This is a genomic window from Bradyrhizobium sp. SZCCHNS3016, from assembly GCF_032484535.1.
In the GTDB taxonomy this organism is placed as follows: Bacteria; Pseudomonadota; Alphaproteobacteria; order Rhizobiales; family Xanthobacteraceae; genus Bradyrhizobium.
Window position 1 is genome coordinate 289375 of sequence record NZ_JAUETE010000001.1, and the last position, 22870, is coordinate 312244.

The window sequence follows — 22870 nt, forward strand, 5'->3', positions numbered from 1 at the left end:
GAATGAGCGGCAGGGCATTGAAGCCCGGGACATTCGCGAGTGCGCCGTGCTTGAACTCATCGTCATTTCGACCCTCAACGGCGTGCTGTTCGGCATGCTGCTGTTCCTGCTGTCGAGCGGGCTGACCGTCATCTTCAGCATGATGGGGGTGCTCAATTTTGCTCACGCCAGCTTCTACATGCTCGGCGCCTTCTTCGGCTTCCAGCTCACGAAGTGGGTCGGCTTCTGGCCGGCCCTGCTGCTCGCGCCGCTGCTGGTCGGGGCCATCGGCATGGCGGTCGAGCGCTATGGTCTGCGCAACACGCACAAGCATGGCCACGTCGCCGAGCTGCTGCTGACCTTCGGCCTCGCATTCGCCATCGAGGAGATCGTCTCGATGATCTGGGGCAGGACCCCGCTCGACTATCGCGTGCCGGCGCTGCTGGACTTTCCCGCGTTCACGATCTTCTCGACCAACTATCCGGCGTACAAGCTTTTCATGCTGGCGGTATCGGTGACGATCTTCGTGGTGCTCCTGATCGTGCTCAAGCGCACCCGGGTCGGCCTGATCGTGCAGGCGGCGTTGACCCATCCCCACATGGTGGGCCATCTCGGCCACAATGTCGGACGCGTGTTCATGGTGGTGTTCGGGGTCGGCAGCGCGCTGGCCGGCCTTGCCGGCGTCATCGCCGGTCCCGCCTTGGTCACGCAATCCGACATGGCCGCCGCACTCGGGCCGATCCTGTTCGTGGTGATCGTGTTCGGCGGCCTCGGCTCGCTGCCGGGCGCCTTCATCGCCTCGCTCGTGATCGGCCTGGTGCAGACCTTCGCCGTCGCGTTGAACGGCTCGCTGGCGAGCGCCTTCGGACCGCTCGATCCCTCCGCAGGGCCATCGGTGCTCACCGACATCTGGAACGTGACGATCGCGCAGGTCGCGCCGATCGTTCCCTACCTGCTGCTGGTGCTCGTCCTGATCGTGCGCCCCGTGGGCCTGATGGGGACTCGCGAATCATGACCGCAGCAGTCACCTCCGCGTCTCATCTCGCGGCAAAGCCCGCCGGCTCCCGTCTCCGCTTCTACGCCATCTGGCTGATCGGCGTGGCCGTGCTGATCGTGCTGCCGCTGCTGTTCAATTCGGGCGGATCGCTGACCTCGTTCAACCTGATCGGGATCGCGATCGTGTTCGCGCTCTCCTACAACGTCCTTCTCGGTCAGACCGGATTGCTGTCGTTCGGCCACGCGGTTCACTACGGCCTCGGCGGCTTCGCGGCCTGTCACATGATGAACGCGGTGGTGGCGCATGGCTGGCCGATTCCGCTGCCCTTCATTCCGCTGTTCGGCGGGCTGGGCGGCCTCGCCTTTGCGATCATCCTCGGCTGGGTCATGACCAAGCGCGCTGGCACGGTGTTTGCGATGATCTCGCTCGGCATCGGCGAGCTCGTGGCGTCGTCGTCGCTGATCCTGCGCTCGGTGTTCGGCGGCGAAGCCGGCATCACCACCGACCGCACCGCTCTGCCGCGCATGTTCGGCTGGACCTTCGGCCCGCAGCTGCAGGTCTATTACCTGATCGCGGCCTGGCTGGTGCTGTCGGCAATCGCGATGTATGCGCTGACCCGGACGCCCCTGGGGCGGATCAGCAATGCGGTGCGCGACAATCCCGAACGGGTCCAGTTCATCGGCTATGACCCGCACGTCGTCCGCTATCTCGCTTATTGTTTTGCCGGGTTCTTCGCTGGCATCGCGGGCGGACTCGCGGCGATCAGCTTCGAGATCGCGAATTCGGCCTATCTCGGTGCAATCCAGTCGGGCCTGGTGCTGTTCGCGACCTTCATCGGCGGGACGGCCTACTTCTTCGGCCCGATCCTCGGCGCGATCCTGGTGACCTATCTCCAGCTCGGGCTGACGAGCCTCACCAGCGTATGGCAGCTCTATTTCGGCATCATCTTCATCGGCATCGTCATGTTCTCACCCGGGGGCATTGCCGGTCTGCTGATGATGCACCGGCCGCTGGTCCGTGCCGGAACGCTCGGAATGGTGATCCCGTCCTATCTCGTGGCCATCGTGCCGACCGCGGCGCTCGCCTACGGCGTCATCCTGACCATCGAGACGGTCGCGCGCTATTCGGGTGGTGACGCCATCAACCTGTTCGGCATGGCGTTGAATCCGCAATCGCCGGCGACATGGGGCGTCGCCGCGATTCTGCTGGTCGCCGGCTTCGTCGTCGTGCGGTGGACGTGGCAGCGGATTGTCGGAGCCTGGGACAGGGCCGCCACCGTGGCGCGCGACCGGGGGTATCTGGCATGACCCCAGCGATCGAAGTTCGTGCCGTCGAAAAGCGCTTCGGCAATGTCGGCGTGATCCGCGACCTCAATCTCAGCGTCACCAAGGGCGAGCGCCACGCCATCATCGGCCCGAACGGCGCCGGCAAGTCCACGACGTTCAACCTGATCAGCGGACACATCAAGCCGACCTCCGGCGAGGTGAGGCTGAACGGCGAGGTCATCTCGGGCCTGCGGCCGTTCGAGATCAATCGGCGCGGCCTGTCGCGCTCGTTCCAGGTCACCAACGTGTTCGCCCGCATGACCGTGTGGGAGAACGTCCGGTGCGCCGTGCTGTGGGCGACCGGGCATCGCTACGCGTTCTGGAAGAACGTCGACAGTCTCCCGGAGGTGCGGGAGCGGACCGCCCAGATTCTCGACGACATCCATCTCACGCATCGGCGTGACATTCCCGCGGGATTGTTGACCTATGCTGAGCAGCGCGAGCTGGAGATCGGGGTCACCATTGCGAGCGGTGCGACGGTCGTCATGCTCGACGAGCCGACGGCCGGAATGAGCCACGCGGAAACCGAGCGCGCCGTGTCGTTGATCCGGCGGCTCACCGAGGGACGGACGCTGGTGATCGTCGAGCACGACATGAGCGTCGTGTTCGGCCTCGCCGATCGCATCTCGGTGCTGGTCTACGGCCACATCATCGCGTCGGGCACGCCGGAGGAGATCCGTCGCGACCCGAAGGTGAGGGAAGCCTATCTCGGCGAGGAGGCCCACTGATGCTCGAGGTCAGGAACCTCCACGCTTACTACGGCAAGAGCCATATTCTCCAGGGTGTCGACCTCGACGTCGCCGCGGGCGAAGTCGTGAGCCTGCTCGGCCGCAACGGCGTCGGCCGCTCGACCACCGTGAAGGCGATCATGGGCGAGGTCAGCCCGCAGGGGACGATCCGCTTCAAGGGCAGGGACATTGCCGGCCTGCCGAGCTACAAGATCGCGCGCCTTGGGCTCGGCTATGTGCCGGAACATCGCGACATCTTCCCGAGCCTCACCGTTCGGCAAAACCTCGTGCTCGGCATCAAGGACACGCGGCGGCCGGGGAAGTGGCGCCTTCAGGACATGCTCGACATGTTTCCCAATCTCGCCGCGCGCGCCGATACGCCGGCCGGCGTCTTGTCGGGCGGCGAGAAGCAGATGCTGACCACCTGCCGGACGCTGATGGGCGACCCCGACCTCATCATGATCGACGAGCCGACTGAAGGTCTGGCGCCGCTGATCGTGCAGCAGGTCGGCGATCTGATCGCCCGGATTGCGGAAGCTGGCGTCGCGATCCTGCTGGTCGAGCAGAAGCTCTCGATCGCCATGCGGATCTCGAAGCGCGTCTACGTCATGGGCCATGGCCGCGTCGTGTTCGAAGGAACGCCGGATCAGCTCAAGGCCAACACCGCGGTCCGGCAGGAGTGGCTTGAAGTGTGAGGTGCGCGGACTGCGGGCACGCGTTCGCCGATGCAGCTCGGGCAGATGTGCCACAGACATCCCGCCGTGCCCGAATCCATCAGTTCAGGTCTGAGGCGCTGGATGTCCCAACATGCCGCGCGGAAACGAGGCGTCGCGATCGCGCAGCCTCAGGGCAACGAGACGCGCGATGACGATCGACGACATCGCGATCGCGATGCCGGCGATCATGTCGACGAGGAAATGCCCGCCGCCGATCGGGGTCGAGAGCAACATCGCGCCATGGATCAAGACATTGAATGGTCGCAACCAGCGCAACGACCACAGCGCCCAGCCGTCGAGGACCGCGGCCGCCGCGTGAAAGCTCGGAAAGGTCACGATCCCCGCGAGATGGCTGGTATCCAACAGGCGCAGCGTCCCGTCGCGAACCAAGGGCACCTCGCGCGCCGTGTCGAAATAGGCTTGGGGAATGAGGTTTGCGTAGGCCGACGGTGGTAGCTCCAGAGCGTGGTACACGCCGAGTGCAGGAACAAACAAGGTGACGATGCATGTCAGCGCCAGCGTCAGGCTGATCGCGAGGTTGAACTCTGCAAACCGGCGATAGTGGCCCAACAAGGGAAGGGCCACGACGATGATGCAGATCGTCCAGGAAATGGATCGATAGCCGAATGCGAGGGTCAAGACGGCCCACGGACGGTCATTGACGAACGACAAGTACTCGCGAAAGTCGAAGCCAAGGGCGCGATCGAGGGCGAGCAGGTTGGCGTCCTGAAGCGGCAGATTGGCGGCCGTCGCAATGTAGGACAGTGACGCCAGCACGGTGGATGCCAGGGTGGTCTGGGCCATCCCGGTCAGGAATGAGAACATCCAGGGTTTGGCACGCTGGGCCGACCGTGCATTGGCGTAGCCGATGAGACCATAGGCGGCCGATGTCGACAGCACGACGACGTAGCCGATTGGTTCGATGCGAAAGTCCGTAAAGATCAGGCACAGTCCGAACAGCACCCAAAGTGCTGTCATGACAGCCCAGTTGAACCGGAACACGGCCCAGGCCGTCGCTGCATCCCCGCCTTCATGGCGCCGTCGTAGGACGCTCTTTGTCCACAGGAGCCAGCGGTGGCTGAGATCAGGCAATAGACCTCCGGCGGCGGTGTCCGACATTGTCGTCCGCTCTCACATTTCAATGGATTTTGACTTGTTTCCCGTCGGTGTCTTGTTACGGCCAATCAGGCCAAGAAATCAACCTCGGCGGGTAAAATACGGGGATACCGTGGGGAGATGCTTAACTGAACGTAGCCTGGAATCCTGTATCGGCTGTGCCGAGACCGCATTCACGTCCGGAAAACGAAGCCGCTTTCGCGTCGACACAGTCCTCGTGTAAAGGGTCTTCACCATTCATCATGGGAAGCCACCCGTGGTAGTGCTGTCGCATGCGCCGCAGCTCGCAGGCCGGCTTGCGGGAGGGCCGGTCGCGGTCGCTGTCCGTGCAGCCGTCTTCCGTCCGATCGCCCCGTCGCGATGTCGCGTGCGATCACAGTTTCTGGCGGCCGTAGATCAGGAGCATCAGTATGATCACGGCGCCGTAGATCAGCTGGCGGCCGGCCTCGCTGATCTGCATCACCGACAGGATCGATTGTAGCAGGGTGATCAGCACGACGCCGGCGACGGTGCCGAGATAGCTGCCGCGGCCGCCGAGAATGTGCGTGCCGCCGAGCACGACGGCGGCGATCGAGGGCAGCAAATAGGCGTCGCCCATCGACTGCGCCGCCTTCGAGGCATAGCCCGCGAGCAGCACGCCGCCGAAGGCGGAGAGGGCGCCCGACAGCGCGAACGCCAGCATGGTGATGCGGCGTGTATCGATCCCTGAGAGATAGGCGGCGCGCTCGCGGTTGCCGATGGCGTAGATGGCGCGGCCGAACGTGGTCCGCGACAGCAGCCAGATCGCTGCGCCGCCGATGATCGCCCAGACCAGCACCGCATTGGGAAGGCCGGGAACGATATTGCCGGTGGCGAGATAGCGCATCGCCTTGGAGGCGGAATCCTGCGGCGCGAAGCCGCCGGTGTAGGCGACCATCAGCCCTTGCGCGACCGCGTTGGTCGCCAAGGTGATGATCATCGAGGGGATGCGCAGATAGGCGACGCCGATGCCGTTCAACAGACCGATGGCGGCGCCGCAGAGAATGCCGCAGGGAATCGCGATGATGGCGCCGGTCGTGCCATGAGCGGCCGCCGCGCAGGCCATCATCGCACCGGTCGTGACGACCCACGGCACCGACAGATCGATCTGGCCGAGCAGGATCACCAGCATCATCCCGGTGGCGATCACGCCCAGGAAGCTCGCGACCTTCAACTGCTGCAGCAGATAGTCCGGCGACAGGAAGCTGCGCGAATAGAGGCTGCCCACGAGCAGCAACAGCAGGATGCAGCCGAAGGAGGCCGCCACCGCCGGATCGATCCGGCGCAGCATGGCGATCCCGCGATGGGCCGGTCGTGGTGCCGTTGCGTCGCTCATCCGAACCACTCCAGCCGATTGCGCACCCGCACCAGGCCGAACGCGCCGATCGAGACCGCGAGCATCAGCACGAGGCCCTGGAATAGCGGCTGCCACAGCGGATCGAAATCGAACACGAACAGGAGATCGCCGATGGTGCGGAACGCGAGGGCGCCGAAGATCGCCCCGATCGCGCTGCCGCGCCCGCCCATCAGCGACACGCCGCCGAGCACCACGGCCGCGATCGAGAACAGGGTGTAGGCGTTGCCGCTCGCATAGGCGGCCTCGCCGGTATACGAGAAGAACGTCAGGAACAGGCCACCGATCGCCGACAATAGGCCGGCCAAGGTGTAGGCGACAAACTTGGCCGCGCGGATCGGCGCGCCGGACATGTAGGCTGCGACCTCGGAGGAGCCGGTCGCGAACGCGGCGCGGCCGACGACCGAGCGGCTATAGGGCACCCAGATCAGCAGCGCCGTCACAGCCAGAACCACGAGACTCGTGGGCAGCACGCCGAACAGCCTGCCGGTCAGGGCATCCGCCAGCGTCTCGTTGACGGACCCGCCGGGATTGGGTCGCAGGAACAGCGCGAGCCCGTAATACATCGCGCCAGTGGCGATCGTGGTCACGATCGGTTGCAGACGCCCGAAGATCACGATCGCACCGTTGATCATGCCGCAGACGATGCCGGTGCCGAGCACGCCGGCCACGCCGAGCGCGGTCTCGGTGGCGGTGCCGACCACGATCCAGGATGCGAGGCAGTTGGTCAGGGTCAGGATCATGCCGACGGACAGATCGATGCCGGCGGTGATCACCACGATCGCCTGCGCCATCGCGACAAAGGCCAGCAACGTCGCCTTGTTGGCCGCGGTCTGCACCATGTTGGCGCTGAAGCCGGCCGGATGATTGGTCGCATAGAGCACGAACATCGCGACGAAGATCCCGATCGCGAGCAGGGTGCCGCGCTGTTCGGAGAGCCAGTACCGCCACTCGGTCATGCCAGACTCGCTTCCGCTCGCTCGCCCTCGTCGACGTTGAGCGCGCTGCTGACCAGCGCACGTTCGGTGATCTCGGCGCCCGCGAGCTCGCGCCTGATCGCGCCATCGTACATCACCAGCACGCGGTCGCAGCAGCCGATCAGCTCGTCATAGTCGGTCGAATAGAGCAGGATCGCGGCGCCCTCGTCGGCAAGCCGGCGCAGCAGCCGGTAGATCTCCTGCTTGGTGCCGACATCGATGCCGCGCGTCGGATCATTGAGCAGGATGATGCGCGGCTTGTTCATCAGCCATTTCGCGATCACGACCTTCTGCTGGTTGCCGCCGGAGAGCGCGCTGACGGCGAGATCGGGGGAGGCGGTCTTGATCTCGATCAGGCGGATCATCTCGTCGATCAGCGTCGATTGCCGCTGCCGGTCGATGATGCCGAATGTCGCGAACCGGTCGAAGGCGGCGGCCGACAGATTGTCGCGCACCGACATCGGCAGCATCAGTCCTTCGGTCTTGCGGTCCTCCGGAATGAGCGCGAGACCAATGCGCTCCGACTTGGCGGTGACGGGGCTGTCGATCGTCACCTTGTTGCCGTCGATCAGAATGTCGCCGCGACAGTCCCGCAGCACGCCGAACAGCGCCAGCAGCAGCTCGCGCTGGCCCTGGCCGTCGAGCCCGCCGAGACCGATGATCTCGCCGGCCTGCAGCGAGAACGAGATGTCCTTCAGCCGGTCGCCCCAACTGATGCTCCTGCATTGCAGCGCGGGCGGCCGGCCATCGATTTTCCGCGGCGGCTTTTCCGGGAAGGCATGCTTGTACTCACGGCCGATCATGAGCTCGATCACTTCGGCATCCGTTTTGGTGCCGGCCGGGAAGGTCGCAATGCGGCGGCCGTTGCGGAACACGCTGCATTCATCGGCAAGCTCGGCGATCTCGTGCATGCGGTGGGAGATGTAGAGCAGCGCCAGCCCCTCGCTGCGCAGGCGCTTCAGCACCTTGAACACCTTGGTCACGTCGGAAGCGGTCAACGCCGAGGTTGCCTCGTCGAGGATCAGGATCTTGGGCTGCCGCGACAGCGCTTTCGCGATCTCGACCATCTGCCGGCGCGACAGCGGCAGGTCCTTCACCAGCGCACGCGGATGAATGTCGCCGGCGCCGGCGCGGTGCAGCGCCTCCTCTGCAAGTCGACGCTGGGCTCGCCGATCGATCATTCCGAATCGCGTCGGCGGATGAGAGATCATGATGTTGTCCGCGACCGACAGGTCGGGAATCAGCGACAGCTCCTGGAAGATGCAGACGACGCCGGCATCGTTTGCCGCGGAAGGACCGGTGAAGGCGACCGCGCGTCCTTCAAGCGTCATCCGGCCTTCGTCCGGCGCGACCACGCCGACCATGAGCTTGATCAGCGTCGACTTGCCGGCGCCGTTCTCGCCGAGAATCGCGTGGATGCGGCCGGGATGGACCTCCAGGTCCGCACCGTCGAGAGCGATCACGCCGCCGTAGCGCTTGGACAGTCCTTCGGCGCGAAACAGCGGCTCGGCCGCGATCATGCTTGCTCCCTCAGTCGTTTGGGCAATAGGGACGGGCTGGCCGCGAGAGAACTCGCGGACCAGCGATCGCACCGGCCTATTGGTTCTCTTTCGACTGGCCCATGATCTCCTGCGCCGTGAAGTTGATGCCGCAGGTCGGGAAGGAGTTGCCGACGAAGAAGTTGTCGGACTGTGCCGGGAAGTAGTCCTGATCCTTCTTGAAGTTCGGATCTTCCACGACGGCGAGCGGCAGCTTGACCGATTGCGGCACCACCTTGCCTTCGAGGGCGGCGAGCGCGACCTTGATCGCGACCGCGACCTGCGCAGGGCCGGTGCCGGCGGAAGAGCATTTCAGGCCTTCGGACGCCCTGGCGGCGCAGAACTTGCGGAAGCCGTTTTCGGTCTCGCCACCGAACGGCACCATCTTGTGCTTGGCGTCGAGCATGGCCTGCACGATGCCGGTGTCGCCGCCCTGGCCGGAGATCGCATCGAACGGGCCATTGGTGGCGATCGCATCCGCCGTGGCCTTCTGGGCGACGCCGTCGTCCCATTTGCCGACGACCTCGGTGACCTGCCACTTCTTGCCGGAGCCGTCGAGAATGGAGTGGAAGCCGTTGTGACGATCGGTGTCGACCGAGGTGCCGGCGACGCCGCGCACCTCGAGCACCTTGCCGCCGCCGGGCACGTTCTTGACCAGCCACTTCGCCCAGAGTTCGCCGAGACCCTTCTGGTCGACATTGACGTTGATCGCATCTTCCGTCGCAAGGATGTTGTCGAAGGCGACGAGGATGACGCCGGCCTGCTTGGCGCGCTTTATCACCGGCCCGAACGCGGTCGGGTTCTGCGCGTTGACGACAATCGCGTCATAGCCGGAGTCGATGAAGTTGTTGATTGCCGAGATCTGGGCCGGGACGTCCTCGCCGGTCGAGACGACCTTGAACTCCTTCAGCTTGGCCTTGACCTCCGGCTGCGCCGCATAGGCCTTCGCGGTCTGGATCATCTGGATGCGCCAGGTATTGGCGATGTAGCCGTTCGCCAGTGCGATGCGGTACGGGCCCTTCTTGGCCGGAAACTTGAAGAACTTGGTGTCCGCGGTCCACGGCACCATGCATTCAGGCTCGGTCGCCGGTCCCTTGACCATCTCCGGCTCCGCCAGCGCCTTGCCGGCAAACGCCGTGACCAACACCAGCGATGCACAAGTGGCAAGGCATCGCGCCCTCATCGATTTGGACGACATTCGTGACCTCCCCTGTTGTTGTGGCGCCAAATCAATGACGCATGTGCGAGACGCCTCTTTGTTTCCGGAGGTTGTGCGAGCATTGCTCGTCGTCTCGACCCGCCAAGCGTTACTGATCAATGACAGCGCTGTCAATTACCGTCGCGCGGCTTTTGCCAAGCGGCCGGTCGCATGTCATGAATATGGTTCGGACAAATCCGCGTGAATCAATGTTGCAAGGATCATGTCTCAGAAGCGTCGCACCACGCTGGAGGACGTCGCGCGCATCGCCCATGTCAGCGCTGTCACCGTGTCGCGGGCGCTGCGGCGGCCCGATATGGTGTCGCCGGAGTTGCGCAAGCGGATCGATGCCGCAGTCGACAGGCTGGCCTATGTGCCGAACTTCGCGGCGAGCCGGCTCGCCTCCACCCGCACGCATTCGATCGGCATCGTCGTGTCGTCGCTCTCCAACGGCATCTTCGCGGACTACCTGCAGGCGATCTACGATACCCTGCTGCCGCTCGGCTTTCGCCCCGTCGTCGTCAGCAGCCGCTATTCGGCGGAGGAGGAAGAGGGCGCCATCAGGACGCTGCTGGGCCAGAACATCGAGGCGCTGATCCTGGTCGGGGTGAACCAGACGCGGGCCGCGCGGCGCGTTCTCGAACGTTCGCGGATTCCGGTGGTGCAGACGTTCGAGCTGACCGACGATCCGATCGATCTGAATGTCGGACTCTCGCAGCAGAACGGCGGTCATGCCGCGACCCGCTTCCTGATCGAGCTGGGACATCGGCGGATCGCCTATCTCTCGGGACAGCGCGACGACCGGGCCCGCGCCCGGCTGGAGGGGTATCGCGCGGCGCTGGCGGAAGCCGGGCTGGACGGCACGTCGCTGGTGGCCTGGCTGCCGGCGCAGGCGACGATCTCGCTGGGGCGGAAGCTGACCGAGGAGATGCTCGCGAGCGGAGCTCCCGATGCGATCTTCTGCTGCGATGACAACATCGCGCTGGGTGCGCTATTCGCCTGCCAGCAGGCGGGGCTGGAGGTCCCGCGCCGGATCTCGCTGATCGGCTTCAACGACCTGGAATTCGCGGCGGCCTCCAATCCGCCGCTGTCGACCGTGCTGACGCCGCGCTCCGACATGGGGCGCGTGGCGTCCGAACTGGTGCTTCAGGTGATCGCCACCGGCAAGCGGCCGAGAACGCGGCGGATCGACCTCGGCTTCGAGATCGTCGCACGCGGCAGCACCGGACCGCACCTCGTGGCTTCGTGATGATGGTCGAGCCTCAGGCCCAGCCGCCGTCGACGATGTAGTTCTGGTTGGTGCAGGCGCCGCTGTCGTCGGCGGCGAAGAACAGCACCACGCGGGCGATGTCGCCCGGCACGAGCTTGCGCTTCAGGCATTGGCGCCGCATGAGCTCGGCCTCGCCCTCGGGCGTCAGCCAGAGTCTCTGCTGCCGCTCGGTCATGATCCAGCCCGGAAGAATGGAATTGACCCGCACGTTGCTGGGTCCGAGATCGCGGGCGAGGGCGCGGGTCAGTCCCTGGATCGCCGACTTCGCCGTGGTGTAGCAGGGCATGTTGCCCTGGCCCAGCACCCAGCTCACCGAGCCGAGATTGACGATCGCGCCGCCTCCGGCCTGGATCATGTCCGGCGCGACCGCCTGGGCCGCGAAGAACTGATGTTTGAGGTTCACGGCGATGCGCTCGTCCCAATAGTCCGGCGTGACGTCCTCGATCGCGTGCCGGTCGTCACGCGCGGCGTTGTTCACCAGAATGGTGATCGGCCCCAGCGCCGCGCGGGCGCCGGCGACCGCAGCCCTCAGCGCACCGATGTCGCGAAGGTCGGCATGCTCGAAGTGCACCTTGGCCTCCGCAGGCAGGCTGGCCAGCAGTTGCTGCGAGGCCTCCAGATCGATGTCGATGAATCCGACACGCGCGCCTTGGCCGACGAAATTGCGCACGATGGCTTCCCCGATGCCGGAGCCGCCGCCGGTCACGAGGACGGCCCGATCCTTGAGGCTTGGATAGATGGTGCCCTGCATTGGCTTCCTCTCAGTTGCGCCTGGAGAGCAGCCGCGCCCGATGACGACACTGGCCGCATCTCGAACGTCGTCCGTGCCGTGCGATGCACAGCCGGTGCGCGTTCGCCTGGACCCCTTCGTGTGCGCCTGCGAGCAACTCGCGCCCGATGTCGATGCTGACGGATCCGGGCGCTCCCCCTGCGATGTCCTTGTTTGGCTTTCCGGCATTCTGCGTCAGGACCGGCAGGGACGCCAGCACTGACGCGCCCGCCCGGATGCGACCATCGGGCGCTTTCGGGCGTAGCTGGAGCGGACGTCGCGGGTCGAGCGCCTCAGAGGATTTCGGCGATCGACTGGCCCTGCAGCTCGATACTGAGTCCCTGCATGCCGAGATCGGTGATCTCGCCGCCCATCGCCTTCAGGCTTTCCTCGCGGATCAGCGACATCAGCCCGCGCCGCAGCGCCAGGAATTCCGAGGACATCATCATCGCTTGCTGGCGTGGGCGCTCGAGCGGGATCTGGATTTCGGCCTTGATCGAGCCCGGGCGCGCGGTCATGCAGTAGACGCGGTCGGACAGGAAGATCGCCTCGTCGATGTCGTGGGTGACGAACAGCACCGAGATCTTCAGCCGCTGCCACATGTTGGTGAGGATCTGCTGCATGATGATGCGGGTCTGCGCGTCGAGCGCGCCGAACGGCTCGTCGAGCAGCAGCACCTTGGGACCAGTGGCGAGCGCGCGCACGATGCCGACGCGCTGCTTCATGCCGCCGGAGAGGCGCTCGGGATAATGGTTCTCGAACGCCTCGAGGCCGGCGAGCCCGAGCAAAGTGCGCGCCGCGCGTGCGCGCTCGAACTTCGGCATGCCGCGCATCTTCAGCCCGAACTCGACGTTCTCGCGCACCGTCTTCCAGGGAAACAGCGAATATTGCTGGAACACCATGCCGCGCTCGGCGCTCGGACCCGTCACGGCATGGCCGTCGACCGTGACGACGCCGCTGGTGGGTTTGAGAAAGCCCGCGACGGCGTTGAGCAGTGTCGACTTGCCGCAACCAGACGGTCCGACGATCGAGACGAACTCACCGGGCTCGACCTGGATCTGGGTGTCGGTGACGGCCTCGACGGCGCCGTCGATGGTCTCATAGCTCAGGGCGAAGTTGCGGACCTCGATATGGCCCTGTCTCGTATCCGCTGCGGCTTGGCTCATCGCGACCTCCAGGGCATCACCAACTGTCCGGCTGCGCGGATTATGAGGCTCGAGCCGAGCCCGAGCACGCCGATCGCGATCATCCCGAGCGCGATGTCGGCATACTGGACCAGCGAATACGCTTCCCAGGTGAAGTAGCCGATGCCGAACTGTCCCGAGATCATCTCGGCCGCGATCAGCGACACCCATGCGACGCCCATGCCGACGGTGAGGCCGGTGAAGATGTGCGGCAGCGACGCCGGGAAATAGACCTCGCGAAAGATCGCGGTCTCCCGCGCGCCGAGGCATTTGGCGGCCCGCACCAGCACGGGATCGACCAGCGTCATGCCGTGCAGCGTGTTGACCAGGATCGGAAAGAACGAGCCGAGAAAGGTGATGAAGACGATGCTCTGCTCGTTGGTCGGCCACAGCATGATCGCCATCGGCACCCAGGCGATCGCCGGAATCGGACGCAGCACCTCGGCGACCGGAAACACGATCTCGTGCACCAGCTTGAAGCGGCCCATGATCAGGCCGAGCGGCACGCCGACCAGTGCGGCCAACGAGAACCCGATGAAGATCCGGCGGCAACTGAGCAGGATGTGCATCAGGAACTTGGGATCGTGGATCGCCTTGGTGAAGCTCGCATAGACGGCCAGCGGCGCCGGCACGTTGGTGAACTTCACGAAGAAGACGACGCGGTAGGTCGTCATCAGGTGCCAGACGATCAGGAACAGGATCAGCGACGCGGTGCCGATCAGCACCGACTGCAGCCTGTCCTGGTTCAACCGGAACCAGCGCGCCGCGCGGGCGGAGATGTCCGGCCGGCTCGGCGGGATCTCGGTGCCAGGCGCGGCGGTCGCCGCAGCCTGGTCGGGGGATGTCATCAAGGCGGGGCTGCTCAAGTCTTGCCTCCCGCCACCGCCAGCTTCACGGCGTCATCGAGTCCCATCACCTTGCCGCCGATCTTCGCGGCATAGGCCTCGGCATCCTTCTTCAGAAGGAACGGCGCGATCTCGCCATTGGCCGCGGCGAAGAAGGCCTGGTCGGCGAACAGCTTGATGCCGCGCGCGGTGTCGAAGACGTAGGCGACGTTGATCTTCTTGCCCTTGGCCTTGTAGTCGGCATAGGCGCCGAGCGTGCAGGCCGCGCTGCTGAAGGCATTGATGCCCTCGCCGTCGACCCAGACCTCGCCGGCCTTGCGCGGCTCGGTGATCGGCCTGTTGCAGAACTTGTCCTCGCCGGAGATTTCGTAGTTCGCGCTGCTGGCGAGATCCTTGTCATAGTCCAGCTTCAGCTCGGCATAGGCCTTGCGGATGTAGCTGTCGTCGACCCATGTCTTCGGATCGAAATCTTTCATGCGGCCGAGGCTCTGCAACACCTTGACGTCGGTCGCGGCGGCGTCCACCAGCGCCGGCTTGATCGTCGGATCCGTGGTCATGTTGCCGCCGGGGCCCAGGAAGATATAGACGACCTCCTTGTTGATCCCGGTCCACTCCTGGATCTTTTCGGCCGCCGCTTTCGGATCCTGGCGCAGCCACTGGTTGGCGGCGATCACCGCCTTGACATAGGCGACGACGACCTCGGGATATTTTTCCGCGAAGTCGGTGCGGACGACGACGCCGTGGAACGTCGGCAGGTTGGTCTGGACGCCGTCGAAGATCTTGCGCGCAAAGCCGCGGAACGGCAGCAGCTCCGCGAACGGCACGAAATCGGCGTGCGCGTCGATCTTCTTTTCCTGCAGGTTGGTCGAGCCGACTTCCGGCGTCTGGCTCACCAGCTGGAAGAAATCCGCCGGATAGCCGCCGTCCTGAAGCGCCTTCAGCACCATGCCATGTGCGGCCGAGCCGAACGGCACGCTGACCAGCTTGCCCTTGAGGTCGGAGAGCTCGTAGTAGGGCGAGTCCTTGTGCACGACGATGCCGTTGCCGGAGCCGGCGAGGCTGTAGGCGGCGACCGCGATCAGTCGGCTCTTGCTCTCGGGATTGGTCTCGAAGGTGAAGCCGTTCACGATCAGGGGGTAGTCGCCCATCATGCCGAACTGCAGCTTGTTCGCCATCATCCCGTTGGTGACGGGCGGACCGGAGGTGAAGTTCTGCCACTCGATCTCGAACTTGATGTTGGCGTATTTGCCGTCCTTGGGCAGATACTTCTCCAGCAGATGAAGCTGCCGCACGATGGTGCCGGCAGTCACCGTGTTGGTCGTGGTGTCCTGGGTGCCTATGCCGATCGTGACTGTCTCTGCTGCGACGGGCTGCGCCGCGATCAGGGACAGACAGGTGACGGATAGTAAGAGCGCGTGACGGCAGCGGACCATTCTCATCCCCGTTCGGTTGGATGGCTGATGGCGCCATGATGAAGGCCGCGTCCGCGAGCGCAAATCCGGAGTTCGGCCGCGGGTGGATTAGTTGCCGTCAAAATCCGGTTGCGTACTCCTTGGGCAATTTCGCTCATGATAGCCGCTTGCATGAGCAGGCCGGCTAATCCGCTGCCTGGCCGCGCATCTCCTCCAGGACCTTAGGCCGGCAGACCACGATCTGCGAACGTTTGGTGCGGACGATATTCTTCTCCTGCATCCGCTTGAGGCTGATCGTCACCCACTGCCGCGTTGCGCCGACCATGTGGGCGATGTCGGCATGGGTGAAGGCCGCGGCAATGACCTTGCCGTCGGGATCGTCCACGCCGTAGAGGTCGACGAGATGCAGCAGCAGATGGGCGAGCCGCTCGGTGATCGAACGCGTTCCCAGCATCTGCGCCAGGGCGGAGTAGCATTTTCCCTTGAAGCTCAGTCCTTCGATCAGCCCGATCGCGAGATTGGGGATCTCCGCCACCAGCGTTCGCAGCTCCCTGCCGGGAAGCTGGATCACGCTGGCGTTGCTGGCGGCGACGCCCGACCATTGATGCACGCCGGTGTCGAACACCTCGGGACCGCCGACGAAATTGCCGACATGCCAATAGGCCAGCGTGATCTCGCGTCCCTGCGGCGAGGTGTAGAATACGCGGATGCGGCCGCTCTCGACCAGGAAGATGCCGTCGTGCCTGGCGCCCTGGCTGAACAGCGTCTGGCCGCGGTTCAGCACCTTGCGGCGGCCCTGCTTGAGCACCTGCTCACGTTCGCGCAGGCTGAGCCTTTCGATCAGCGACGGCGGGCCGCCGATGGATTGCTGGCTTTCGGTGAGCAGGAGCGACGAACTGGTCACCGCGCGCGCTGACGTCATGGGAGAGGGCACGGCGTCCGCAGCTGATTTGGCCGCCTGCAGCAACATGTCTTGCCTCCGCATTGATCACACTGATCAGAAGCGGAGCAATGTTCGTGCCATCCGTCACCCGCGCGCGACGCGCCTCAGGCGGCAACGAGTTCCCAAAGGTATGATTTCGGATAGATACCGCGATTGTGGCCGTCGGAAAACGCGATGTTCAAGCCGTAGCCGAGATCTCCGACCCCGACGATGCCGATCCCGGGAAATTGCGCCGGGAAGCGGCCGTCGAGGCGGGCTCGCCTGCAATGCGCGCACATGCAGGATAGGCGCAGCCGCTCGGCGGACAGCTCCGCGGGAGCGCCGCAGGCGTTCCGTAGCCGCAATGATGCCAGGTCGGGACTGACCTCGCTGTCGACGATGTCGGCTGCAATCATGGCGCCTCCTGGTTGTGCGAAGGTCGGTGTCGTCACGCTAGGGGAGACGGTCCGGAGCATCCAGCAACTAATTGCCTCGTTCGACGGAATGTGGAGCGCGAGGTGCTTCGTTGCCACGCGCTCGCCTATCCCCGGAACAATCTTTGCAACTAATCCACCGCCGCGGCGCGTTCGAAATTGCCGAACCGCGCCGTTTCCGCGACATCGTCGTCAGCAACCGCCACACGGCGCGCCCCGCGCCTCAGGAGACGATGATGAGCGCTTTTCAGACCGAGACGGTGTTGTCGGTCCGGCACTGGACCGATTCGCTGTTCAGCTTCACCGCCACGCGGGATCCCGGCTTTCGCTTCCAGAACGGGCAGTTCGCGATGATCGGGCTCGAGGTCGACGGTCGGCCGCTGATGCGCGCCTACAGCATGGCGAGCGCCAATCACGAGGAGGAGCTGGAGTTCTTCAGCATCAAGGTGGCGGACGGGCCGCTGACCTCCCGGCTGCAGAAGATCAAAGAGGGCGATCGCATCCTGGTGGGGCGCAAGGCGACAGGAACGCTGATCGCGGGCAACCTCGTTCCCGGCAGGCGTCTGCTGCTGCTGTCGACCGGCACCGGGCTGGCGCCGTTCGCGAGCCTGATCAAGGACCCCGACATCTACGAGACCTATGAGACCATCGTGCTGGCCCACGGCTGCCGCCAGGTCTCGGAGCTCGCCTATGGCGAGCAGCTCGTCGATGGCCTGCGCGGCCACGAATTCCTCGGACCGTTGGTCCGGGACCGGCTGCTTCATTACCCCACGGTGACCCGCGAGCCGTTCCGCAATCGCGGCCGCATCACCGACCTGATCGCATCGGGGCAGATGTTCGCCGACATCGGCGGGCCCGACCTCGATGTCGAAACCGACCGCGTCATGCTCTGCGGCAGCCCGGCGATGTTGGCCGAGCTCCAGGCCATGCTGGAGGGCCGCGGCTTCGTCGAAGGCAACCACAGCACGCCCGGCCATTTCGTGGTCGAGAAGGCGTTCGTCGAGCGCTGAGCGCTGGCGGAAGAATTGCGTCCCGGCGACAACTAATTGCTATCTCCGGGTGCCCCCGTTGAACAAGTCTGATCCGGACCGGTGTGACCCCGGCCAAGCAGGAGCTTAGAATGGCAATGGATGAGATCGTCGACGGCCTCTCGGAGGTGTCCTGCGACGTGCTGGTGATCGGCGGCGGCACCGCTGGTCCGATGGCCGCCCTGAAGGCCAAGATGAAGAACCCGAAAGCCAACGTCGTTCTGCTGGAGAAGGCGAACGTCAAGCGCTCCGGCGCGATCTCGATGGGCATGGACGGCTTGAACAACGCGGTCATCCCCGGCTACGCGACGCCAGAGCAATACACCAAGGAGATCACGATCGCCAATGACGGCATCGTCGATCAGAAGGCGGTCTACAAATACGCGCAGAGCTGCTACTCGATCATCGAGGAGCTCGACAGCTTCGGCATCCGCTTCCTCAAGAACGAGAACGGCGACTATGCCGTCAAGAAGGTGCACCATATCGGCACCTACGTGCTGCCGATGCCGAACGGCGAGACCGTCAAGAAGGCGCTGTATCGGCAACTGCGCCGCGCGCGCATCCTGATCTCCAACCGCTACATGGCGACGCGGCTGCTGAAGTCGAGCGATGGCCGCATCGCCGGCGCCGTCAGCGTCAACACCCGCACCGCCGAGATGCTGGTGATCAAGGCCAAGGCCGTCATCCTGTGCATGGGCGCGGCGGGACGGCTTGGCCTGCCCACGTCGGGCTACATGTTCGGCACCTATGAGAACGCCGCCAATTCCGGCGACGGTTATGCGATGGCCTATCACGCGGGCGCGGCGCTCGCCAATCTCGAATGCTTCCAGATCAACCCGCTGATCAAGGACTACAACGGTCCGGCCTGCGCCTATGTCGCCGGTCCCTTCGGCGCCTACACCGCCAACAACGAGGATCGCCGCTTCATCGAATGCGACTATTGGTCGGGCCAGATGATGCTGGAATTCTACAACGAGCTGTTGTCGGGAAAGGGTCCGGTGTTCCTGCAGCTCAAGCACCTGCACGCCAAGACCATCGAGGAGATCGAGCAGACACTGCACAAGGTCGAGCGGCCGACGCGCGGGCTGTTCCAGGAGGGCCGCGGCGTCGATTACCGCAAGGAATCGATCGAGATGCACATCTCCGAGATCGGCTTCTGCTCCGGCCACAGCGCCTCCGGCGTGTTCGTCGACGACAATGCCCGCACGACCGTCCCCGGGCTCTATGCGGCCGGCGACATGGCCAGCGTTCCGCACAACTACATGCTGGGCGCATTCACCAACGGATCGTTCGCCGGGCTCGACGCGATGGAGTTCGCCGACAATCATGATTTCGGCGAGATCGATGCGGCGGAGATCGCGCAGGAGCGCGAGCGCGTGCTGGCGCCGACGAAGCGCGAGGACGGCATTCCGCCGAACCAGATCGAGTACAAGACGCGGCGCCTGGTCAACGACTATCTGCAACCGCCGAAGGTGACGCGAAAGTACGAGCTCGGCATGCGCCGGCTCGCCGAGGTCCGCGAGGACATGCAGGAGCGCATGATCGCACGCAACGCGCATGAACTGCTGCGCGCATTGGAGGTACAATCGATCATGGATTGCGCGGACATGGCCGCCCATGCCTCGCTGTTCCGCGAGGAGAGCCGTTGGGGGCTCTATCACTGGCGCACCGATTTTCCGGAGAAAGACAACGAGAACTGGTTCTGTCACACGCTGCTGAGCAAGCTGGACGGCCGCATGACCAGCGAGAAGCGGGCGGTGCAGCCCTATGTCGTGCCGATCGCGGACGACGAGAAGGACATCTACGACAAGCAGCGCATCCGCGCCAGCGCCTGACGATCAGAAGGAGAACGAGACATGCCTCTTGCAACCTATCAGACGTCGGTCCCGGTCGTCGTCGACGACGCCAAATGCATCGCCGACAAGGGCTGCACGGTCTGCGTCGACGTCTGCCCGCTCGATGTGCTCAGGATCAGCGACATGACCGGCAAGGCCTTCATGGCCTATGACGAATGCTGGTACTGCATGCCCTGCGAGGCGGATTGCCCGACTGGCGCCGTCACCGTCAACATTCCCTATCTGTTGAGGTGATCATGACGAGCCCGTTCGAAGCCTACGACGATCTCGACGACGCCGACGAGCGGCTCGGTGCTGCCGATCCGGCGGAGCGGCGGGTCGCGATCATCGCGTTGGGACATTCCGGCGATCCCGCCGCGGTCGCGCATTTGGCGAAGATGGTCGCCGATCCCGACGCCGGCGTGCGCCAGCAGGTCGCCATGGCGCTCGGCGAGTTCGACGGGCCGGAGACGGCGGAGGCGCTGGTGCAATTACTCGTCGATCCCGAGCGGATCGTCGCATCGGCAGCCGCCGACAGTCTCGCCGAGTTCAAGGATCCCGCTTCGGCCGACGCCATCCTGCCGCTGGTGAAGCATGCCCACGCCTTCGTCCGGATGGGCGCGTTGCGGGCGCTGAAGGAGCTGCGGCGCAAGGACACGCTCAAGCCGGTGCTGGAGGCGCTGCAGGATCCGGATGCCGCGGTCCGCGTGCAGGCGATCGGCGTCATCGGCTTCCTCAAGCTCGAGGAGTCGATTCCCGCCCTGACGGCGCTAATCGGCGATCCCGATGCACATGTCCGCCGCGCCGCGGTCAGCGCGCTCGCCTTCTCACACATGAAGATCGCCGCGGAGACCATCACCCGGGCGCTCAAGGATCCCGACTGGATGGTGCGGGAGATGGCGGCCGAGACGCTCGGGCTCAACGTCAATGGTGCCGTCGCCGCCGATCCGTTGATCGCCTGCCTGGCGGATGAGTTCTGGCAGGTGCGCCTGAAGGCGATCCGCAGCCTCGGACGCATGAAGGCGCTGCATGCGGTGCGGCCGATCGGCCATTGCATCACCCACGAGCAGGCCAATCTCCGCAAGGAGGCGGCGGCTGCGCTGGGCGAGATCGCCGCGCCCGACGGCGAGCCGTACCTCGCGCTGGTCGCCGATGATCTCGATCCGGACGTGCGCAAGAACGCGAGATGGGCGCTGCACCAGATCGCGGCGAGCAAGGCGAGAACCGGCGCGTAATCGTGCGCCGGCCACGAGCGTTCCTGACCGCCTGGCGGACCAGACGGCAGGACAGATGACGAGCCTTGCGACGATCACGTCGCAGCCGATCGCGCGCGAGCCCCGCAGCGCCGCGCGCCGCACGTTCTCGTGCACCCCACGCCCCCTTCTGGACGGCTCCGATATTGTCTGACAGAAACGTCGGACGCATCCATCGGGCATCATGACCGCTGCAGCGCAAACGGGGAGAGCGGCCGGCCAATCCGGCCATGCTGACACGCCTCCGTTGCCTCGGCCGTCGCGCGGCCGTGTGGTGATGCACCGTGCCCAGGTCTGACATGACCCGCGGACGAGCTGCAAAAGAAGCCGGAGAGCTGCCATGAACGCCAATGTCAAACTGCCTGCCGCAAAGGGCGTCTTCATCGACAACACGTGGCAGCCCGCGCAGTCGGGCCGCACCCTTGCGATGCTTGCTCCGGCGACCGGCCAGGTGATCGCTTCGATCGCGGCAGGGGATGCGGCCGACATCGATCTTGCCGTGGCGGCGGCGCGCCGCGCGCTCGAAGGCCCGTGGGGCCGGCTCGCCGCGGTGGACCGCGGGCGCCTGCTGTCGAAGCTCGGCCGCCTCGTCGAGGACAATGCCGAGGAACTGGCGAAGCTCGAAGCGGCCGATACCGGCAAGCCGATGAAGCAGGCCAAGGCGGACGTCGTCGCGGTCGCGCGCTATTTCGAATATTACGGCGGCGCCGCGGACAAGGTGCATGGCGACACCATTCCCTTCCTGGACGGCTTTTTCGTCACCACGGTGTACGAACCGCTCGGCGTCACCGGCCATATCATTCCGTGGAATTATCCGGGGCAGATGTTCGGCCGCACCGTCGCGCCGGCGCTGGCGATGGGCAACGCGACCGTGATCAAGCCGGCCGAGGAGGCCTGCCTGGTGCCGCTGCGTCTCGCCGAGCTCGCGGCGGAAGCCGGCTTCCCGGCCGGTGCGATCAACGTCGTGCCGGGTCTCGGCGAGGAGGCGGGTGCGGCGCTGTCGGCGCATGACGGCATCGATTTCATCTCCTTCACCGGCAGCCCGGAGGTCGGCACGCTCGTGCAGACGGCGACCGCGAGGAACCACATCGGCTGCACGCTCGAGCTCGGCGGCAAGTCGCCGCAGATCGTGTTCGCCGACGCCGATCTCGATGCGGCGCTGACCTCGGTGGCCGCGGCGATCGTGCAGAACGCCGGCCAGACCTGCTCGGCCGGCTCGCGCGTGCTGGTGGAGCGTTCGATCTGGGACCGCTTCCTGGCTGACCTCAAGCTCCGCTTCGAGAAGATCACGGCCGGCACGCCGGAGATGGATCTCGATCTTGGCCCGGTCATCAGCGCGGTCCAGAAGACGCGGATCGAAAACATGCTGGCGCGCGCCGAAAGTGGCGGCGCCAAGCGCGTGGCGTCCGGCAGGATCGCCGAGGGCGTGCCGAGCGAGGGCTTCTATGTGGCGCCGGCGCTGTATCAGCACGTCGCGCGCGACTCCGAGCTGGCGCGCGAGGAGGTGTTCGGTCCGGTGCTGGCGGCGATGCCGTTCGACGATGAGGCCGACGCCGTCAGGCTCGCCAACGCCACCGAGTTCGGCCTGGTCGCCGGCGTCTGGTCGGGCGACGGCTCGCGAGCGATGCGCGTCGCGCGCAAGGTCCGGGTCGGCCAGATGTTCGTCAACGGCTACGGCGCCGGCGGCGGCATCGAGCTGCCGTTCGGCGGCATGAAGAAATCGGGACACGGCCGCGAGAAGGGTTTCGAGGCGCTGTACGAGCTTGCGGCGATGAAGACCCTGATCGTCAAGCACGGCTAGCGGACTGGAAGCTCCGATCAATTCCGCCGTGCGGACGTCACTGACAATGCCGCCCGGCGTTGTTGTTGTCAGTCCGCGCGGCGAGGCGCTAGAGCATGATCCGGAAAAGTGGAAGCCGGTTTTCCCTCGCGACAAACGCCGAAGGCGTTTGCGCGGAGATCATGCTCAGAC

At 65.2% G+C, this 22870-nt stretch carries 22 protein-coding genes; 11 read left to right on the forward strand and 11 right to left on the reverse strand.

Features of this window, described 5'->3' with window-relative positions; translation table 11 throughout:
- Positions 1–46: 46 nt before the first annotated feature.
- Genes QW881_RS01365 through QW881_RS01380 form a run of 4 tightly spaced genes read left to right on the forward strand, consistent with a single transcriptional unit; the run spans position 47 to position 3724 of the window.
- Positions 47–994: a branched-chain amino acid ABC transporter permease gene (locus QW881_RS01365; RefSeq protein ID WP_315736674.1), complete on the forward strand. Its 948-nt coding sequence runs from the start codon at positions 47–49 to the stop codon at positions 992–994.
- Entirely contained in the window at positions 991–2283 is a 1293-nt protein-coding gene (locus QW881_RS01370; RefSeq protein WP_315754898.1) for a branched-chain amino acid ABC transporter permease, read from the forward strand. Before QW881_RS01365 ends, QW881_RS01370 begins: the two co-directional genes overlap by 4 nt.
- Positions 2280–3029, forward strand: coding sequence for an ABC transporter ATP-binding protein (locus QW881_RS01375; RefSeq protein WP_315754900.1), 750 nt, complete (start codon positions 2280–2282; stop codon positions 3027–3029). The genes QW881_RS01370 and QW881_RS01375 overlap by 4 nt, the downstream gene beginning before the upstream one ends.
- A complete protein-coding gene (locus QW881_RS01380; RefSeq protein ID WP_315754901.1) occupies positions 3029–3724 on the forward strand; it encodes an ABC transporter ATP-binding protein in 696 nt (231 codons plus the stop codon). The genes QW881_RS01375 and QW881_RS01380 overlap by 1 nt, the downstream gene beginning before the upstream one ends.
- A gap of 84 nt (positions 3725–3808) precedes the next feature.
- On the opposite strand, the gene QW881_RS01385 is transcribed toward QW881_RS01380, so the two are convergent.
- From QW881_RS01385 to QW881_RS01405, 5 genes are all read right to left on the reverse strand, one after another.
- Positions 3809–4723: a phosphatase PAP2 family protein gene (locus QW881_RS01385; protein ID WP_315754903.1), complete on the reverse strand. Its 915-nt coding sequence runs from the start codon at positions 4721–4723 to the stop codon at positions 3809–3811.
- A 511-nt stretch (positions 4724–5234) separates the two neighbouring features.
- Entirely contained in the window at positions 5235–6215 is a 981-nt protein-coding gene (locus QW881_RS01390; RefSeq protein ID WP_315754905.1) for an ABC transporter permease, read from the reverse strand.
- Positions 6212–7192 carry an ABC transporter permease gene (locus QW881_RS01395; protein WP_315754908.1) on the reverse strand — a complete coding sequence of 327 codons (981 nt, stop codon included), beginning with the start codon at positions 7190–7192 and terminating at the stop codon, positions 6212–6214. The genes QW881_RS01390 and QW881_RS01395 overlap by 4 nt, the downstream gene beginning before the upstream one ends.
- A complete protein-coding gene (locus QW881_RS01400) occupies positions 7189–8730 on the reverse strand; it encodes a sugar ABC transporter ATP-binding protein (protein WP_315754910.1) in 1542 nt (513 codons plus the stop codon). Before QW881_RS01400 ends, QW881_RS01395 begins: the two co-directional genes overlap by 4 nt.
- 76 nt (positions 8731–8806) lie before the next feature.
- Positions 8807–9946, reverse strand: coding sequence for a sugar ABC transporter substrate-binding protein (locus QW881_RS01405; protein WP_315754912.1), 1140 nt, complete (start codon positions 9944–9946; stop codon positions 8807–8809).
- Between QW881_RS01405 and QW881_RS01410 the strand changes: the two genes are divergently transcribed.
- Both QW881_RS01410 and QW881_RS01415 read left to right on the forward strand, forming a co-directional pair.
- Entirely contained in the window at positions 9885–10151 is a 267-nt protein-coding gene (locus QW881_RS01410; RefSeq protein ID WP_315752486.1) for a hypothetical protein, read from the forward strand. The genes QW881_RS01405 and QW881_RS01410 overlap by 62 nt on opposite strands.
- Before the next feature lie 18 nt (positions 10152–10169).
- Entirely contained in the window at positions 10170–11195 is a 1026-nt protein-coding gene (locus QW881_RS01415; protein WP_315754915.1) for a LacI family DNA-binding transcriptional regulator, read from the forward strand.
- Positions 11196–11208: 13 nt separating this feature from the next.
- On the opposite strand, the gene QW881_RS01420 is transcribed toward QW881_RS01415, so the two are convergent.
- The 6 genes from QW881_RS01420 to QW881_RS01445 all read right to left on the reverse strand — a co-directional run bounded on the left by QW881_RS01420 (position 11209) and on the right by QW881_RS01445 (position 16764).
- On the reverse strand, positions 11209–11967 hold the full coding sequence (locus QW881_RS01420; RefSeq protein ID WP_315754917.1) for an SDR family oxidoreductase: 759 nt from the start codon (positions 11965–11967) through the stop codon (positions 11209–11211).
- Positions 11968–12278: 311 nt separating this feature from the next.
- Entirely contained in the window at positions 12279–13151 is an 873-nt protein-coding gene (locus QW881_RS01425; protein WP_315754919.1) for an ABC transporter ATP-binding protein, read from the reverse strand.
- A complete protein-coding gene (locus QW881_RS01430; protein ID WP_316158068.1) occupies positions 13148–14035 on the reverse strand; it encodes an ABC transporter permease in 888 nt (295 codons plus the stop codon). The genes QW881_RS01425 and QW881_RS01430 overlap by 4 nt, the downstream gene beginning before the upstream one ends.
- Complete coding sequence (locus QW881_RS01435; RefSeq protein ID WP_316158067.1) at positions 14032–15447, reverse strand: ABC transporter substrate-binding protein; 1416 nt, start codon at positions 15445–15447, stop codon at positions 14032–14034. Before QW881_RS01435 ends, QW881_RS01430 begins: the two co-directional genes overlap by 4 nt.
- A gap of 163 nt (positions 15448–15610) precedes the next feature.
- Positions 15611–16396, reverse strand: coding sequence for a Crp/Fnr family transcriptional regulator (locus tag QW881_RS01440; RefSeq protein ID WP_316158066.1), 786 nt, complete (start codon positions 16394–16396; stop codon positions 15611–15613).
- Positions 16397–16473: 77 nt separating this feature from the next.
- A complete protein-coding gene (locus QW881_RS01445; RefSeq protein ID WP_315754927.1) occupies positions 16474–16764 on the reverse strand; it encodes a gamma-butyrobetaine hydroxylase-like domain-containing protein in 291 nt (96 codons plus the stop codon).
- Between the two features lie 254 nt (positions 16765–17018).
- Here QW881_RS01445 and QW881_RS01450 point away from each other — a divergent pair, with 254 nt between their 5' ends.
- The 5 genes from QW881_RS01450 to QW881_RS01470 all read left to right on the forward strand — a co-directional run bounded on the left by QW881_RS01450 (position 17019) and on the right by QW881_RS01470 (position 22699).
- Entirely contained in the window at positions 17019–17792 is a 774-nt protein-coding gene (locus tag QW881_RS01450; protein WP_315754929.1) for a ferredoxin--NADP reductase, read from the forward strand.
- Between the two features lie 110 nt (positions 17793–17902).
- Entirely contained in the window at positions 17903–19645 is a 1743-nt protein-coding gene (locus QW881_RS01455; RefSeq protein ID WP_315754931.1) for a fumarate reductase/succinate dehydrogenase flavoprotein subunit, read from the forward strand.
- Between the two features lie 21 nt (positions 19646–19666).
- Complete coding sequence (locus tag QW881_RS01460; RefSeq protein WP_006609939.1) at positions 19667–19900, forward strand: ferredoxin family protein; 234 nt, start codon at positions 19667–19669, stop codon at positions 19898–19900.
- A gap of 2 nt (positions 19901–19902) precedes the next feature.
- Complete coding sequence (locus QW881_RS01465) at positions 19903–20880, forward strand: HEAT repeat domain-containing protein (RefSeq protein ID WP_315754935.1); 978 nt, start codon at positions 19903–19905, stop codon at positions 20878–20880.
- Between the two features lie 358 nt (positions 20881–21238).
- Entirely contained in the window at positions 21239–22699 is a 1461-nt protein-coding gene (locus QW881_RS01470; protein WP_315754938.1) for an aldehyde dehydrogenase family protein, read from the forward strand.
- The last annotated feature ends 171 nt before the right edge of the window (positions 22700–22870 follow it).